General features: G+C 64.1%; 18 protein-coding genes. 4 read left to right on the top strand and 14 right to left on the bottom strand.

What is annotated here, in order from left to right:
• Window positions 1-56 precede the first annotated feature (56 nt).
• From PSV05_RS06615 to PSV05_RS06590, 6 genes are read right to left on the bottom strand one after another with little or no spacing between them, the layout of a single operon-like run.
• Window positions 57-983, bottom strand: coding sequence for an HlyD family efflux transporter periplasmic adaptor subunit (locus PSV05_RS06615; RefSeq protein WP_300063363.1), 927 nt, complete (start codon window positions 981-983; stop codon window positions 57-59).
• Window positions 980-1,741 (bottom strand): ABC transporter ATP-binding protein, encoded by a 762-nt coding sequence (locus tag PSV05_RS06610; protein WP_300063360.1) that lies wholly within the window; start codon window positions 1,739-1,741, stop codon window positions 980-982. Before PSV05_RS06610 ends, PSV05_RS06615 begins: the two co-directional genes overlap by 4 nt.
• Entirely contained in the window at window positions 1,738-2,871 is a 1,134-nt protein-coding gene (locus PSV05_RS06605) for an ABC transporter permease (protein WP_300063357.1), read from the bottom strand. Before PSV05_RS06605 ends, PSV05_RS06610 begins: the two co-directional genes overlap by 4 nt.
• A 1-nt stretch (window position 2,872) precedes the next feature.
• On the bottom strand, window positions 2,873-4,357 hold the full coding sequence (locus PSV05_RS06600) for an efflux transporter outer membrane subunit (protein ID WP_300063354.1): 1,485 nt from the start codon (window positions 4,355-4,357) through the stop codon (window positions 2,873-2,875).
• Window positions 4,354-5,733, bottom strand: a complete 1,380-nt coding sequence (locus PSV05_RS06595; protein ID WP_300063351.1) for a sensor histidine kinase — start codon at window positions 5,731-5,733, stop codon at window positions 4,354-4,356. The genes PSV05_RS06600 and PSV05_RS06595 overlap by 4 nt, the downstream gene beginning before the upstream one ends.
• A gap of 56 nt (window positions 5,734-5,789) precedes the next feature.
• Entirely contained in the window at window positions 5,790-6,485 is a 696-nt protein-coding gene (locus PSV05_RS06590) for a response regulator transcription factor (RefSeq protein ID WP_300063348.1), read from the bottom strand.
• A 341-nt stretch (window positions 6,486-6,826) separates the two neighbouring features.
• Between PSV05_RS06590 and rnk the strand changes: the two genes are divergently transcribed.
• The 3 genes from rnk (at window position 6,827) to PSV05_RS06575 (ending at window position 8,783) form a co-directional block, all read left to right on the top strand.
• Window positions 6,827-7,252, top strand: coding sequence for a nucleoside diphosphate kinase regulator (rnk, locus tag PSV05_RS06585; protein WP_300063345.1), 426 nt, complete (start codon window positions 6,827-6,829; stop codon window positions 7,250-7,252).
• A gap of 278 nt (window positions 7,253-7,530) precedes the next feature.
• Complete coding sequence (locus PSV05_RS06580; protein WP_300063342.1) at window positions 7,531-7,869, top strand: PadR family transcriptional regulator; 339 nt, start codon at window positions 7,531-7,533, stop codon at window positions 7,867-7,869.
• Window positions 7,869-8,783 carry a hypothetical protein gene (locus PSV05_RS06575; protein ID WP_300063338.1) on the top strand — a complete coding sequence of 305 codons (915 nt, stop codon included), beginning with the start codon at window positions 7,869-7,871 and terminating at the stop codon, window positions 8,781-8,783. The genes PSV05_RS06580 and PSV05_RS06575 overlap by 1 nt, the downstream gene beginning before the upstream one ends.
• A 72-nt stretch (window positions 8,784-8,855) precedes the next feature.
• Here the strand turns inward: PSV05_RS06575 and PSV05_RS06570 are convergent, their stop codons facing one another.
• Entirely contained in the window at window positions 8,856-9,368 is a 513-nt protein-coding gene (locus PSV05_RS06570; RefSeq protein WP_300063335.1) for a TspO/MBR family protein, read from the bottom strand.
• A 149-nt stretch (window positions 9,369-9,517) separates the two neighbouring features.
• Entirely contained in the window at window positions 9,518-9,901 is a 384-nt protein-coding gene (locus PSV05_RS06565; protein ID WP_300063332.1) for a hypothetical protein, read from the bottom strand.
• 161 nt (window positions 9,902-10,062) lie between these two features.
• Here PSV05_RS06565 and PSV05_RS06560 point away from each other — a divergent pair, with 161 nt between their 5' ends.
• On the top strand, window positions 10,063-11,517 hold the full coding sequence (locus PSV05_RS06560) for an aminotransferase class V-fold PLP-dependent enzyme (protein ID WP_300063329.1): 1,455 nt from the start codon (window positions 10,063-10,065) through the stop codon (window positions 11,515-11,517).
• Window positions 11,518-11,520: 3 nt separating this feature from the next.
• Here PSV05_RS06560 and PSV05_RS06555 read toward each other — a convergent pair whose 3' ends face one another.
• From PSV05_RS06555 to PSV05_RS06530, 6 genes are all read right to left on the bottom strand, one after another.
• Window positions 11,521-12,165 carry a hypothetical protein gene (locus tag PSV05_RS06555; RefSeq protein WP_300063326.1) on the bottom strand — a complete coding sequence of 215 codons (645 nt, stop codon included), beginning with the start codon at window positions 12,163-12,165 and terminating at the stop codon, window positions 11,521-11,523.
• A 7-nt stretch (window positions 12,166-12,172) separates the two neighbouring features.
• Window positions 12,173-12,871, bottom strand: a complete 699-nt coding sequence (locus tag PSV05_RS06550) for a hypothetical protein (RefSeq protein WP_300063324.1) — start codon at window positions 12,869-12,871, stop codon at window positions 12,173-12,175.
• Between the two features lie 184 nt (window positions 12,872-13,055).
• The gene (locus PSV05_RS06545) at window positions 13,056-13,355 is read right to left on the bottom strand and encodes a hypothetical protein (RefSeq protein ID WP_300063322.1); all 300 of its coding nucleotides are present in this window, start codon (window positions 13,353-13,355) and stop codon (window positions 13,056-13,058) included.
• Entirely contained in the window at window positions 13,337-13,483 is a 147-nt protein-coding gene (locus PSV05_RS06540; protein ID WP_300063320.1) for a hypothetical protein, read from the bottom strand. Before PSV05_RS06540 ends, PSV05_RS06545 begins: the two co-directional genes overlap by 19 nt.
• 7 nt (window positions 13,484-13,490) lie before the next feature.
• Entirely contained in the window at window positions 13,491-13,673 is a 183-nt protein-coding gene (locus tag PSV05_RS06535) for a hypothetical protein (protein ID WP_300063319.1), read from the bottom strand.
• Window positions 13,674-13,751: 78 nt separating this feature from the next.
• Window positions 13,752-14,276 (bottom strand): hypothetical protein, encoded by a 525-nt coding sequence (locus PSV05_RS06530; RefSeq protein WP_300063316.1) that lies wholly within the window; start codon window positions 14,274-14,276, stop codon window positions 13,752-13,754.
• Window positions 14,277-14,376: the final 100 nt, after the last annotated feature.

The raw sequence follows: 14,376 nt of genomic DNA, 5'->3' as shown, positions 1-14,376 counted from the left end.
GCCAGCCTTTCGTCGGTGACCGGCGTGCCACGGGATTCCCCCGCTACGTGCGCGCGTCAAGGCGTAACAGGCGAAGCTTTCGTTGCAGTGGCTGCCAAACGCACCAGTACGCGGCGACCGACCCGCAACAAGGTGGGCCCGTCGAGCGCCAGCACGCATTCGACGCTGCGCTCGTTGATCCTCTGTTGCGGATCCTCCTGCAGGGTCGATGGCCCGTAGACAGGGGCGATCCGCAACACATGCGCCGTGCCGAGTGGCGTCTGCCGGCCGTCGTCGCTCAATACCCTGGCGCTCTGGCCGATGGCGATATCGCTGATCGCGTCTTCGGACAACTCGGCACGGATGATCCGCGCCTTGTCGGGCAGCAGGGTCAGTAGCGACGCACCCTGCGCAGCAACATGCAGGCCCGGTTCGGCGGTCACCCGCAACACCTGGCCATCGGCAGGCGCATGCAGCACGTGCTGCGAGAGAACGTAGCGTGCGCGTTCGAGTTCCGCGCGTGCAGTGCGAACACCGGACTGCGCGCTGTCCAGTTCGCCGACCGCCTGTGCCAGTACCTCGCGTGAGTCGTCGGCGCTCTGGCCGTCACCGGCATCCATCTTCGCCGCCGTCATCAGCCGCGCGGCACGGGTTTTCGCCGCGGCCACGCGCGCCTGGCCGAGCCTGATTCGGGACTGCGCCCCGGACAGGTGCGCCTGCGCCAGTTCCTCGTCGATGCGCGCAGCGGTCGCGTCGATCATCACCAGCACCTGTCCCTTGGCGACATGCTCGCCTTCGTGCACGGCAACCCCCGCGATCACGCCATCGATCAATGTTGTCAACGAAACTTCGCCACCTTCGATGTCGATGCGCCCGCGCACAACCACCTCCGTCGACGACGGCATTGCGACGACGGCATCGGCTTGCGGGTGCCGTCGTCCGCAACCTGCAAGCGCCACCAGCAGCGGCAGGGTCACGGCCAGGATACGAGTTACGGATTTCATCGAGTGCTGCTCCAGGGTTCGGGTATAGCTGTCGCGGTGGACGCCGCAATGCGACGATCATCGAGGATGCGTCCGTCTTCCATGTGCAGCACGCGATCGGCGTGGGTCATAAGCCGCGGGTCGTGGCTGACGCACAGCACCGTGGTGCCGTGCCGACGCGCGATTCCATGCAGCATGTCGATCACGATTTGCCCGTTGGCGGCATCCAGCGAGCTGGTCGGCTCGTCGGCGAACAGCAATGCCGGCTGCTTGGCCAGCGCGCGCGCGATCGCCACGCGTTGTTTCTCGCCACCGGACAGCTCGATCGGGCGCAGGTGCCGGCGCGCCAGCATGCCAACCTCCTCCAGGGCCTCGTGCGAACGGAGCTTCGCCTCCACCGACGACACACCCATGTATTGCAACGGCAATTCCACCTGTTCGGAGACCTGCAACGCCGGAAACAGGTTGAAGCCCTGGAACACGAAGCCGGTATGACGCAGCCGGAAACGCTCCAGCGCGCGCAGGTCGAGCAGGCCAAGCTCCTCGGACAATGCGAATACACGTCCGCTGTCCGGACGCTGCAGCCCGCTCAGCACCGACAGCAGCGTGCTCTTGCCGCAACCCGACGGCCCGGCGATCAGGGTCAGTTCGCCGGCGTGGATCTGCAGCGAAATCCGCTCCAATGCCGAGGTCCGGATATTGCCGGATACGAAGGCCTTGCTGATCCCCTCCGCGACCAGTGCGGGCATCGTTTCGGCCACGATGGCAGCCGCGTTCATCGCAACAGTTCCGCTGGATCAGCGCGGCGCAGGGTGCGCAACGCGAACAGCCCGGACAGGATCGCCAAGGCCATGACCAGGATGAAACAGATCAGCCAGATCGACAGATCGAACGCCACCGGCACGTCTTTGAGGTGCGCGATCCAGATCAGCAACGCGCCGCCGAGACTGGCCACGACCAGTCCCACGGCACCGACCCAGAAGGCCTGCTCCAACACCACCCAGCGCAGGGCGCGCATGCCCACGCCCAAGGCATTGAGGGTCGCGTATTCGCGGATGGAACCGAACACCGCAGCGACCAGTGTCTGGCTGGTAATGGCCGCACCGACCAGGAACACCACCCCGGCAAGGAACAGCACGCCAGCACCGGCGCCGCTGTCGAACAACCAGAACAGGGTCGAGCGGCGCGCGAAATCCGCCGCGCTCCAAGCCGCATGCGGGCTGCTGCCATGCAGGCGGCTCACGCGCCGGGCCACGTGCCGGGCCTGGGCGGGATTTCGCAGCTTGGCGACCAGGTAGGTTGGCCAGTCCGGCTGCGCGACATCGACGTTGAGCCGGCGGGCGGTATCGAGCGAGGTCAGGATATTGACGCCGCCCAGCGTGCGCAGCCCGCGCCCGACGCCGACGACCCGGACCCGCTGGCCATTGATGTAAGCGCTGTCGCCGACGTGCACGCCGAGCTTGTCCAGTTCGGCACGATCGACCACGATGCTGTCCGGTTCGCGCAGCGCCGCACGCAACGAGGGATCCAGCACCCGCGAGAACATCAATCCGTCCGGACGTACATCGATCCCCGAGATGAACACCGACACGCCGCCGGTATCGACCGGCCCGCGCCAATCGCCGTCGAACCACAGGAACGGTTCCACGCGCACGACCTGCGGTTGCATGTACAGCAGTGTGGCAGCGTCCGGATTGATCGCGCGCCCTTGGTCCACGCTCTGGGTGCCGGGGTAGCCAAGCCACAGGTCGGCATCCGAACCGCTGATATAAACACTGGAACTGCCGAAGATCCCCAGCACCAGCGAGGCCTGCAGCAGCAGCAACAGGCTGGCGAATGCGATCGCCACCATGGCCGGCAGGAATCGCCGCCATTCGTAGATCAGGGTCTTGCGTGCCAGGGCCACCATGTCAGCGATCGTGCCCGGTGATTGCGCTGGTTGCTGCAGGTTCGGCTGCAATCATCGACGCGCCGCCGAGCGACTTGCCCAGTGCGATGTAGTCGAATGCGCGTGCACTGCGCGCATCGAGCAGCTGTAACCCTGCCTGATCACGATCGACATCGGCGGCAGCAATATCGAGCGCACTGGCCAAGCCCAGCTGTCGGCGCTGGCGGCTGTGCCGCGAGACTTCGTCCAGCGCCTGCCATGCCTGTGAATTCGCCTGCTCACGCAGTCGCTGCTGCTCCAGCGCGCCCAGCACGGTTTCGACTTCTGCCACCGCTGTCAGTACCGTCTTGCGGTAGGCCAGCGCGGCCGCCTGCAGCAAGTCGCCCTTGGCATCGGCCTGCGCCTTGCGCATGCCCCAGTCGAACAGGGGAATGTCGATCATCGGCCCCAGTGCGGCGATGGAATTGGTATTGGTTGGGCGAGCCTCGATCTCGCTGGTGGACCACACGATCGAGCCACCGATCGCGATGCTGGGATAGCGGTCTGCGCGTGCGATGCCGAGCTCACCGGCGGCATGCAGGACTGCCGCCTGGTCGTGCGCGATGTCCGGTCGCGTGCGCAGCAGGTCCGCGGGGGCAGCGGTCATCCGCCAATCGCCGAGTCGCGGCAACTCGCCGACGTGCAGCCAGTCCGGATCTGGTTCGCTTCGGCCCAGCAGCACCGCAAGAGCCTGTGCGGCGGATTGCGTCGCGATACGTGGCTCGGCGAGCGCCGCTTCTGATTGCGCGAGGGCAGCACCTGCCTGCGCCGCTACCTGCGGCGTGGCAAGTCCCAGCTGGCGCCGCTGTTGCAGTTTTTCGAATTGCGTGTGGCGGGCATCCCGGATCGCGACAAGTAGCTCTTCGCGTTGTTGCGCCGAGCGCAACTCGACCCACTCGCGCGCGACTTCGGCAGTGACCGACACCTGCACCACGCGCACGTCGGCGTGTGCGCTATCGAGGTCAGCGCGGGACAACCGATGGATCGCCTCGCTGCGCCCGAACAGGCCCAGTTCCCAGGTTGAATCGAAACCCGCGAGCAGGAACGATGCGCTCGCATCGGGATCGATCGGATCGGACGTTCGAAAATGCAGGTTCGGCCGCAGCGGGGCATCGGCATGCGCATGCAGCGCGCGTGCTGCGCGTAGTCGCGCCTGCACTTGGCCAATATCCAGGTTGGCCGCCAGCGCTTCGTCCACCAGCGCATCGAGTTTGGGGTCGCCGAACGCCTTCCACCACTCGCGCGACTCCGGTGCCGGGGCCGGTCGGGCGGTATCGGTCAAGGTGGTATTTATGCCCGCCTGCCGCCATTGCGCGGGCAAGTCCACGCGAAGATCCGGCAATGGCGTGGAGACGCAACCGGCCAGCAGGCACGCAGTTGCGGCGGCAAGCAGTGCCTGCTGCAACCCCCGCCGGCACCATGGATTTGCGCTAGCAAGTCTTGCGCTTTCGATGGTTGCCAGGATCACCAAGCCACTCCAGCTGTTACGACGGCAAGCGCCGGGAACCTGATCGTCACCCGCAACCCACCTAGTGTCGAGCGGTCGAAATTGAGGCTTGCATGGTGGACCTCGGCAATGCGTGCCACGATCGCCAACCCCAGGCCACTGCCGCCATCGGCTGCCGCAGGTGCCCGGAAGAAGCGTTCGCCAAGCCGCGGCAGGAAAGCTGTTGCAACGCCCGGGCCATCGTCGTCGACAGTCAGCACGACCTGGCCGGCCTCGATGACACGCAACCCGACAGTGATCGTCCCTTCGCGCGCAACGTGTGCGATCGCATTGTCGATCAGGTTGTCGATCAGTTCCTGCAGCGAGTGCGCCTCGGCCGCGACCATCGCCGAGTCGCACGCCGCCTCGTAACCCAGGTCCACGCCGGCTTGAAGAGCCTCTGGAATCCGCCGCGAGACGACTTCGGGAAGCCATAACGCCAAGTCCATCGGCAGTAGCTGCGTGGCGGCTTGCGAAGGCGCTTGCGCGCGCGCAAGCGCCAGCAACTGGTTCGCACTGCGGCTCATGCGCGTCACCAGCGCCTGGATATGCTGCAGCGCATTGCGCCGATCTTGATCGCTGGTGGCGGCCAAGGCCTGCTCAGCATGCAGGGACAATCCCGCAAGCGGGGTGCGCAACTGATGGGCGGCATCGGCGACGAACCGTTCCTGCAGTTCAACCAGGGTTGCGACGCGTTCGAACAGGCCATCGATGGTCCGGGTCAGGGGAAGGATCTCGATCGGGATGTCGGGCCCGCTGATTGGCGCCAGGTTGCGTTCGCGCATTGCCAGCCGGCAAACTGGTGCATCGAGGATCCGCAACCCGAACCGCACGCCCAGCCAGACCAGGACCATCAGCACCGTGATGAGCAGTGCCTCGACGGGGATGGTCAACAGCAGGATCTCGCGCGCCTGCTGCTGGCGGTCGCGCAAGGTCTCGGCGACGGTCACGGTCAGGCGGTCCGTCGAGCCCTGCACCACCGCAATCGTCATCGCCGCGGCGCGCACGGGCTTTCCATTGACGACAGCATCGAAAAGAACAGGTTGCGTGCCGCCCATCGTTGACGACACCGTCGCCAATGCCGCATTGCCGCTGATGAAACCACGGCGCTCGCTATACACGGCGTAGAAACTGCGGCCCTGCTGGCTGAACTCGATAAGCTGCCGTGCATCAGGCGGCAGTTGTCCGTTGGACCAGGTTTCCGAAAATGCATTGGACAGGCCGCGCGTCGACTCGCCCAGGTCGCGGTCATGCACGTGATTGGAGTACTTCAAAGCCACGAAATATACGAACCCCGAGTCCAGGATCATCAGCAACAGCGTGGGGATCAGCAGGAATGCGAGCAACCTCCGGCGCACGCTCGGTCGACGATGTACCGCTTCAGTCGGATTACTGCCGGAACCTGGGCCCATTGCTATGGCCGGGGCTTCGGAGGGTCGCCAGCGGCACACTCCTCGAGCAGGTAGCCCAAGCCACGAATCGTGCGGATGCCGACGCCGGATCCTGCCAATTTGCGACGCAGGCGATGGATCGAGATATCCAGCCCGTTGTCGGTCAAGTCCTGCTCCCAGTCGCAGATCGCCTCGATGAGCTGGCTCCGACTGACCACGCGCTGCTGGCGAGCGTACAAGGTCTCGAAGAGCGCGAATTCGCGGGCAGTCAAGTCAACCTCCTCGGTGCCCAGCCGAACCCTGCGCGCATCCAGATTGACGCTCAGTCGCCCAAATGCCGTTTCCGGGATGCCGCCACTGGTGCGTCGTCGCAACAACGCCTTGGTGCGCGCCACGAACTCGGCCAGGACAAACGGCTTGATCATGTAGTCGTCGGCACCGCCATCAAGCGCCCGGATGCGCTCGGGCACGCCATCGCGGGCCGTGACAACCATGACCGCAACGTCGGATCGCCGTTCCCGTGCATTGTGCAGAACCTGCATGCCATCGATCCTGGGCAACCCGAGGTCAAGCACCAGCAGGTCGTACGGATCGCTCCGCAGCGCAGTGTCTGCCTGCATGCCGTCGCTGACATGATCCACCGCATAGCCGCAATCGACCAGTGCGTGCTTCAAGGCGGCCGCAATTGCCGCGTCGTCTTCAGCGAGCAGGATACGCATGTGGTGTGCGCGACTCCCAGGCTTCAGTGTTGCGGAATGGGTGCATTGGAAAATCCTGATTGTGCGATGTGGAGTATTCGACCTTGCCGGCAACCGGGATACGGCAGTCGCAACGACTCAAGCAAGCCAATCATTCCAGACCCATCCTCAGGCATTCATTAATTTACCCGCAAGCGGGGTTTATGTTTCCGGACTCCAATATTCAGATGGGCATCCGGTAGCGACTTGAACCCGCCGATGTTCGCGGCTAACGTGGTCGCATCCAACGGAACATGCGGGCGGCGCGGCTGACACGTCGCCCGTATTTTTATAGATATGCACATCCGGAGCCAAGACGTCCCATGACCGCCGATCATCGTCCACCCCTGCTGTTATCCCGCCTTGACGTTGAACGCATCGAGGCCTTGCTGGAGAAACCCGGCAGCAACTCGCTCAATACCTCGGCACTGCAGGATGAGTTGGTGCGCGCCGAAATCCTGGCGCCAGCAGACATGCCTGCTGATGTCATCACCATGAACTCCACAGCCAAGGTACGCCTGGAAGATGCCGTGCTGGGCAATCACGATCACGAACTGACCCTGGTCTATCCCCGTGATGCCGATGGCAGCGCCGACAAGGTGTCGATCCTGGCGCCGGTCGGCAGCGCCCTGCTCGGCCTGCGCGTGGGTGATGCGATCGACTGGCCGATGCCGGGTGGCCGCAATGCGCGCCTGCACGTGCTGGCGATCCGCTACCAGCCCGAAGCCGCGGGCGAACTGCATCGGTAAGCCGTGATCTGGCGCGTCCACGCGACGCGCCAGCCCCTGAAATCACGCGCTGACGGCAGCGCGATTCCCAGCGACACCTTCAGCACTGCGCGCCGACTTGGTACCGCAGCGCGGTTGCGTGCGTGTTGCGCACCGCGACCAGCATTTTTTGGATCCAGGTGCTTCAGTTCGCATTGTCTGACGAACGGCCTTGCTATACTGTGTGACGCAATGTACTGTGCATGAAACTCCACAAGGCGAAACACTGTGAATAGTCGAGGGAATCATGAGAAATACCCATGAGTGAGACCGCAGTCTCCAAGCTGGAACTCGAACTGCGCCGTGGCGCACTGGTGCTGGCGGTGCTGTCCCGGCTGCGCGATGTGCAATACGGCTATTCCCTGCGCCATGCGCTGGCCGCGCGCGGCATGCCGATCGAGGAAGGCACGCTCTACCCCCTGCTGCGACGGCTGGAAGGCCAGGGACTACTGGATTCCGAATGGCGGATCGAAGACGGCCCGCCACGCCGCTATTACCGCTTGAACACCGCTGGCGAGACGTTGCTCGCTGACCTGACCGCCACCTGGAATGCCCTTGTCGGAACCATGGCTGGCCTGCTTGAAGGAGATGTACCGTGATGAGCCCGAATGACGTAATCGAATCCTATGTGGTCGATGTGATGCGCCGCGTGTCGGCCAGGGACCGCAATGAGGTCGGCCTGGAGTTGCGTGGCTTGCTGACCGAAATGCTCGACGACCGCGCGCAGGCCGCCGGTCGCCCCGCCGACGATGCTTTGGTACTTGCCGTCTTGCGCGAGTTCGGTACCCCGGCCGAGATTGCCGCGCGCTATCGCCCGCCGGGCATGCTGGTCATCCCTGCCGAACAGACACGCTCGTTCGCGATGCTGTCGATCATCGGCATCACGCTGCAGTGGGCACTGACCCTGCCACAGGTGTTCGATGGCAGCCTGGCCATCAGCGGCTGGTGGCTGACCTGGGGACTCGGCGCATTCTGGTGGCCTGGCTTCCAGGCGATGATGGCGCTACTGGTCGCATGGCTGCGTTCGCGTGGGTTGTTCCTGCCGAAGTGGACGCCACGCATCGCCGATCCGGATCGAGTCGATCGCGGCGGAATGATTGCAGGCTTGGTCGGCTTCGCCATCGCGATGAGCTTCATGATCGCGCTGCCGTGGCTGGTGGGCCTGATGCCCGAACCACTCTCGGGCGTGTTCGCGTTTGATCCCGAATTCCTGCGTGCCCGCGCATGGCCCGTCCTGGTGCTATGGATAGGGTCATTCGCGATCATGGTAACGGTGGTCAAGCATGGTCGCCAGAGCATGCTGACGCGCCGGCTGGAACTTGGCACCAGCCTCGGTTTCGTCACGCTGCTGGCCTGGTGGCTATCCGCCGGCAATATTTTCATCGAAAAATCGACCAACGACGGCGCTCGTGGTGGCCTTGCCCTGGTCATCGCGTTCATCGTCATCGACATCGCGATCAAGCTGTATCGCGGTCGGCCACGCATCACCGCACCACATGTAAGTGGTCGTTAGTCCGGAACTGTCAGTTCGTCATCCTGGCATGCGCCCGGGTGACGAAAACTGACAAACGAACAACACTGCTCCTCAAGGCAAATGCCCAAGGACGCCTGGATTCAGTTGCCAGACCTGGAAGTTCAGTGCAGCGGCGAAACCGACCCAAACCAGATACGGCAACAACAGCGCTCCAGCCAACGGCCGCACCCGCCAGAAATCCATCACAACCGCCAGGATCATCAGCCACAACAGGACGATGTTGGCGAATGCCCACGCGCCCTCGTGCCAGGCGAAGAACACCCAGCTCCACAAGGCATTGAGGCCGAGTTGCGTGATGAACAGGCTCAATGCATTTCCGTTGCGGATGAAACCACCGGCGCGCCATACCTGCCATGCGGCAATACCCATCAGGGCATACAGCACGATCCAGACAGGGCCGAACAAGGAAGCGTGCGGTGCCCAATCAGGCTGGACAAGGCTGCCGTAGAACTCCTTGGCATTAATGGAGGCAATGGCACCGATCACCGAGGCGGCGAAGCACAAGGCCAACCAACCGATCAGGCCCAGAAGCGAGTTCTGCTTCGGCGAGGACTTGGATTGCATGGGGGACTCCAAGGAAGAATTGGCATCGAATTCGGGAACAGGGGCGGGGTTACCACGCTCGATGCCAAGCCATGGTAGCGAGCATCCAGGTCATGGTCGACGAGACCGAAACGCGATTAACCTGAGGCCCTGCGCCGAACCGCGAAGCTTTACATGATGTTGCCGACACCCGGCGTGTACACCGAGGCAACGACACTTTCCGCAATGAGCGTATCGCAACGCAGAATTCGCGCCGTCACAAGCGGAGCTTCGAGCCGTATCTGTGCGGCATTGATCGTGATCGACCCGCCTTCGATGCGTATGCTGCCAGCCGGCGTCTTGATGTGTACATCAGACGCACCCATCAGGATTTTGGTACCGGTGGGGGTTTCCAGCGTGATGCTTGGACCGGAATCGGACAGCACGATCTGCACTTCGCCCGTGGTGCGGATGATCTCGGTGTTACTGGTGCCGACTGGGGGTGGCATGCGTGTCTCCTTGGCTTGGAATTGAGTGGAACCCATACGAAAAAAGCTGCTGATTGGCGCAGGCATGCACCCGGCTCAAGGCCGACGGAACGTCCTGACACTGCATACACCAATCCACGCAATCCGGCGCTGGTCAAGGCCACTGGCAGGCAGTCGCCCTCGATCGCCTCGCCCCATTGGTTATGCTGCCCGTCATTGGGAAACAACATGAACCGTGGAGTTTCAGGATGAAAGACGGCACAAGCAACGACCCGGCGAACCTGGACCTTTCGCCCGCCGACATGCAGGCCATGGGCAACCTGGTAGTGGCGCGTTCGGTGGCGCATCTAGCCGCGCTGGATGTACACCCGATCCTTGGCGACTACACCGATATCGAAGCACTGTGTCGCGCAATGCGCGAAGCTGCACCGGAGCAAGGCTCGACGCTGGATGCCCTGCTGGATCCTTTGTTCGACGAGTGGATCCCGCGCTCGTTCGGCACCTCGTATCCGGGCTACATGGCCTATATCCCGGGTGGCGGCGTGTACCCGGCGGCGCTGGCGGACTTCATCGCCGATGCGACCAACCGCTACACCGGCGTCTGGCAGGCGGCGCCGGCTCTCGTGCAGCTGGAAGCCAACGCACTGGACTGGCTACGCGACTGGATGCAGTTCCCGGCGACCACGTGCGGGCTGTTCACCACCGGCGGATCGATGGCGATGTTCAACGCGATTGCCTGCGCACGCGAAAAACTGCTGGGACACGACATCCGATCCGGCACCTTGTACGTCACCTCGCAGACGCACCATTGCATCGCCAAGGCCGCCAAACTCGCGGGCATCGCGCACGACCGCGTGCGCGTGATTAATGTGGATGCCGACTTCCGCATGCGCGTGGACGAACTCGAACGCGCGATCGCCGCCGACCGCGCCGCAGGCCTGAAACCTTTCATGGTGTTCTCCACCGCCGGCACTACCAATACCGGCGCAGTCGATCCGATCGAGGCAGTTGCCGACATCGCCGCCCGCGAGCAGCTGTGGCATCACGTGGACGGCGCCTACGGCGGCTTCTTCCACATGGTGCCCGAACTGCGCCCACTGCTCAGTGGGTTGTCGCGCGCGGATTCGCTCACGCTGGATCCGCACAAGGGCATGTTCATGCCCTATGGCACCGGCGCGCTGCTGGTCCGCGATGGCGAAGCCCTGCGCGCCCTGCATGCCTCCAGCGCCGGCTACCTGCCGGACAACCAGAACGAGTTCTACGACCCCGCGCAATACGGCCCCGAGCTGTCACGCGGTTTCCCCGGCCTGCGCATATGGCTGACCGTGAAATTCTTCGGCGCCGCGCGTTATCGCGCTGCGCTGGCCGAGAAGCGTGCACTTGCGGTGTGGGCCGCCGATGAAGTCGCAAAGATTCCCGGCATCGTGATGGATGCCCTACCGCAGCTATCGCTGTTCGCCTTCCATCTGGAAAGTCCTGCCCTCGACACGCTGGCCGCGCAGAACGCCGCGACCCGCGCGTTGATGGATCGCATCACCGCGCGTGGCCAGGTGATGCTGACCGGCGCCATGGTCGGCGAGCGCTTCCTTGGCCGCGTGTGCGTACTCAGCTTCCGCACCCGCCGCGAACAGATGGAAACCTGCGTCCGGCAACTGGCCGAAGAAAGCGCGGTGTTGCTGGTGGAGGCAGCCGGGCGCAAATAACCCTCAGTCTTGGGCCGGCTCCGGCCCCAGCTTGAACCGGCACGCATGGCCACCGCGGATGATGCATTCCATGTGGTGGACGCGCCGCCCGGTCACCGCCTCCATGTAGGCAAGGTCGAATTTGCATACCTGTGGATGCTGCCGCGCCACGCCATGGAAGACGCAATTGAAGGCCTCGACCTGCCAGTCATCGCCGTGCCGTGCCGGCACCGCTTCGTAGCCGAGCGTGTCCAGCCGCTTCGCGAGGGCACGCGCCAGCGCTTCGCCGCTATCGGCCTGGATCACCGCTTGGGTCGCGGCCACGGTAGTGCCGAGCTCCTGCAGCATCGCACCGACTTCCGCCTCGCCCATGCGCGCATGCAATTGCGAGATGAGCGCCGCAGCAATCGCGCCATAGTTGCGCGGAAACAATTCGCGCCCTTCGGCAGTGAGCGCATAGCGCACCTGCGGCCGGCCGCCGGTGGCGACTGGCTCGACCCGCTCCACCAATCCTCGCGTGGTCAATGCAGTGAGGTGCTGGCGGACCGCGTTATGACTAATTCGCAATAGTTCACACAATGTTTCGACACCGCTGCCATCGCGCGATAGCAGCAGTTGCCGGAGCAACCGCTGCTGGGTGTCGCCGAATTGCGCCAGCCCGTGTGCCATCGCGACGTCAGCTAGCCTTGTCCGGGAATTGCTTGGCGATCGCACCGGCAAGCGCGTCGGCAATCATGTCCATGTGGGCCTGCATCGCCGTCCACTCGGCGGCTTCGCCGGCGGTGTCGCCCTTGACGATGAAATTCACTTGCGCAGCATGATGCGCGCCATGCGCGACCATCAGGCCCAGCACGGTCTCCTCGGGCAGGTTCGGATTGGCGCCGGACAGGAATTTGGCGATCTCGGCCGCGTTCGCATTGAGATCGGTCATGGCCTTGTTCGCGCCCGTGTCATCGCCCTTGATGCGCGCGTCGGTCATCGCTTTCACCGCGCCCCAGTGGCCGGCAAGCAACGTCATCATCTGGTCGCCGCCAGCTTGACCGTAGAAGCTGCCGACCGCTGCGCTGATCTCCTTGGCGTTCGCGACCACCGCGTCGGCGGCGGCCTTGGCGTCGGCAGCCTTGCCGGCGTGCATGGCCATCGCATAGTCACGCGCGTGGACGATGTGACCGTGCCACAGATCGCGTAACGCGGCCTGCAGTTTCGGCGCGGGAACAGCCACCGCTTCAGCCACTGGTGGAGCCGCCTCGACAGGCGCGGGAGCCGCTTCGACTGCAGTTGGGGGCGCAACCGTTTCGGCTGGTGGGGTGGCCTGGCTGCAACCGGCCAAGGCCAGTGCAACGGCAAGGCCGAGGAGTTTGTGTGAAGTGGACATAGAAGGGCTCAAGGTGACGTCGCGGTTTGCGGCCCAGATATGTTGCGCCACCAAAAGATAAATTCCATGGATATATGTGTAAAGGCCTTTCTACATGTTTTAAGCCTTCTCGAAGCGGATATTGGCTGCGTCCGCCGCCGCAACCGATGACTGCATGGAAACTACCGAATGCGTAGCCTGCCGCTCAACCCTTGCGGAAGAATGCCGCCAGCACACCGACAGCCAGGCCCTGCAGCGGACCGAGCCACAAGTTCGAACGTTGCATCAGCTCCAGCGGCGACAACTGCGGCAAGAAGGGCTGCGCGAGCACGGCAATGGCCACCAGCGCCAGGTAGAACACCGACAATGCCATGACCAGCCAGAACAGGCCGCGGGCGGACTCGGGCAATGCAGTGGCACCCGGATCGGGGCCTGTGCTGCGGAAATCGTAGACCAGTGCGCCAATGATCAGCGACAGCGTCGGCATCACCGTCGGCAAGTACACGACCAGGCGTCATTGCTGTGGCTGCCGTAGCGGCCGGCCAGGCTCTGCAGCACCAGCACCAGGAACACCAGGCCGGCACCGGCCAGCCATACGCAGGCCAGCGTCCATTTGGATCGGGTCAGGGTCATGCCGGCCTCACTGTTTCAGTGCCGCGGTAATTCCGCTGCGTTGGAGTTGCTGGGCCGCGGGCGCGGCGTCCAGCGGATTGGCGGTAGGCGGGTCGTCCTGGCCAACCTTGCGGAACTGATAGACCAGCGCGCTGCCGGACATGCGCGGTGTGAATGGCAGTGCCGCCAATTCCGGTGGCAGGCGGTCCATGCCGCCGCCCAGCCAAGCCTCGGCCTCGCCGCGCGTGGCCGCCTGGCTGGTGGTGCCAAACGACTGGTCGGTGACGATTTACACGATGACCCGATAGTCGCCCTGCGGCGCAATGAACAATGCGCGCATGTAGTCAGCCAGGGAGAACACCGGCTGCGGTGGCAATGCCGACGACCAGCGCAGCGGATCGGGCTTGGGTGCGCCCTGCGGCGTGATCTGCTCCATCCGCGTCGCCAGCGCGAATCCGTTCGGCACGCTGTAGTAGCTGTATTCGGCGTAGCCCACACTGGCCAACGACGCCTCCAGGTGACGGGCCACATCCCCCAGGTTCGCAGGCTCCGTGGCCAGCAGGTTGCGTGCAAGAGGCGCACGTGATGTCGGCTTGGGTGGTGGCCACGGGAATGCCGGAATGCCTTCCATGTGCCCGGCCATGAGCGGTGGCGGTGGCGGCGGTGGTGGTGGCATCTCGCCGACAGCCGGTGGCGTACCGTGCCCACGCATCGGCACGCTGGTGCATGCGGTGGCCATCAAGGCGATCAACAGGATGCACAGATACCGAAGTAAGTCGGCCCGTGCGCGGGATGAAGTATCAGTACTCGACATGAGTTGTTCCCGTATAGCCGCGATGCCTGCAAGCGCCGTGTCCACCAAGAGTACGTGACCCGGACCCTAGACAGGCCATGCCATGCGCGATTCGCTTTGA

It is taken from the genome of Thermomonas sp. (assembly GCF_029945965.1).
In the GTDB taxonomy this organism is placed as follows: Bacteria; Pseudomonadota; Gammaproteobacteria; order Xanthomonadales; family Xanthomonadaceae; genus Thermomonas.
Note: the sequence above shows the minus strand (reverse complement) of the source record. Positions and strands in the feature narration are given on the sequence as shown.

Bases quoted from the DNA above. Each gene is read 5' to 3' on its own strand.
- PSV05_RS06610 (WP_300063360.1), bottom strand. From the start codon at position 1,741: ATGAACGCGGCTGCCATCGTGGCCGAAACGATGCCCGCACTGGTCGCG.
- PSV05_RS06560 (WP_300063329.1), top strand. From the start codon at position 10,063: ATGAAAGACGGCACAAGCAACGACCCGGCGAACCTGGACCTTTCGCCC.
- rnk (WP_300063345.1), top strand. From the start codon at position 6,827: ATGACCGCCGATCATCGTCCACCCCTGCTGTTATCCCGCCTTGACGTT.
- PSV05_RS06565 (WP_300063332.1), bottom strand. From the start codon at position 9,901: ATGCCTGCGCCAATCAGCAGCTTTTTTCGTATGGGTTCCACTCAATTC.
- PSV05_RS06555 (WP_300063326.1), bottom strand. From the start codon at position 12,165: ATGGCACACGGGCTGGCGCAATTCGGCGACACCCAGCAGCGGTTGCTC.
- PSV05_RS06570 (WP_300063335.1), bottom strand. From the start codon at position 9,368: ATGCAATCCAAGTCCTCGCCGAAGCAGAACTCGCTTCTGGGCCTGATC.
- PSV05_RS06530 (WP_300063316.1), bottom strand. From the start codon at position 14,276: ATGTCGAGTACTGATACTTCATCCCGCGCACGGGCCGACTTACTTCGG.
- PSV05_RS06605 (WP_300063357.1), bottom strand. From the start codon at position 2,871: ATGGTGGCCCTGGCACGCAAGACCCTGATCTACGAATGGCGGCGATTC.
- PSV05_RS06615 (WP_300063363.1), bottom strand. From the start codon at position 983: ATGAAATCCGTAACTCGTATCCTGGCCGTGACCCTGCCGCTGCTGGTG.
- PSV05_RS06590 (WP_300063348.1), bottom strand. From the start codon at position 6,485: ATGCGTATCCTGCTCGCTGAAGACGACGCGGCAATTGCGGCCGCCTTG.
- PSV05_RS06535 (WP_300063319.1), bottom strand. From the start codon at position 13,673: ATGGACCGCCTGCCACCGGAATTGGCGGCACTGCCATTCACACCGCGC.
- PSV05_RS06580 (WP_300063342.1), top strand. From the start codon at position 7,531: ATGAGTGAGACCGCAGTCTCCAAGCTGGAACTCGAACTGCGCCGTGGC.
- PSV05_RS06550 (WP_300063324.1), bottom strand. From the start codon at position 12,871: ATGTCCACTTCACACAAACTCCTCGGCCTTGCCGTTGCACTGGCCTTG.
- PSV05_RS06540 (WP_300063320.1), bottom strand. From the start codon at position 13,483: ATGACCCTGACCCGATCCAAATGGACGCTGGCCTGCGTATGGCTGGCC.
- PSV05_RS06575 (WP_300063338.1), top strand. From the start codon at position 7,869: ATGAGCCCGAATGACGTAATCGAATCCTATGTGGTCGATGTGATGCGC.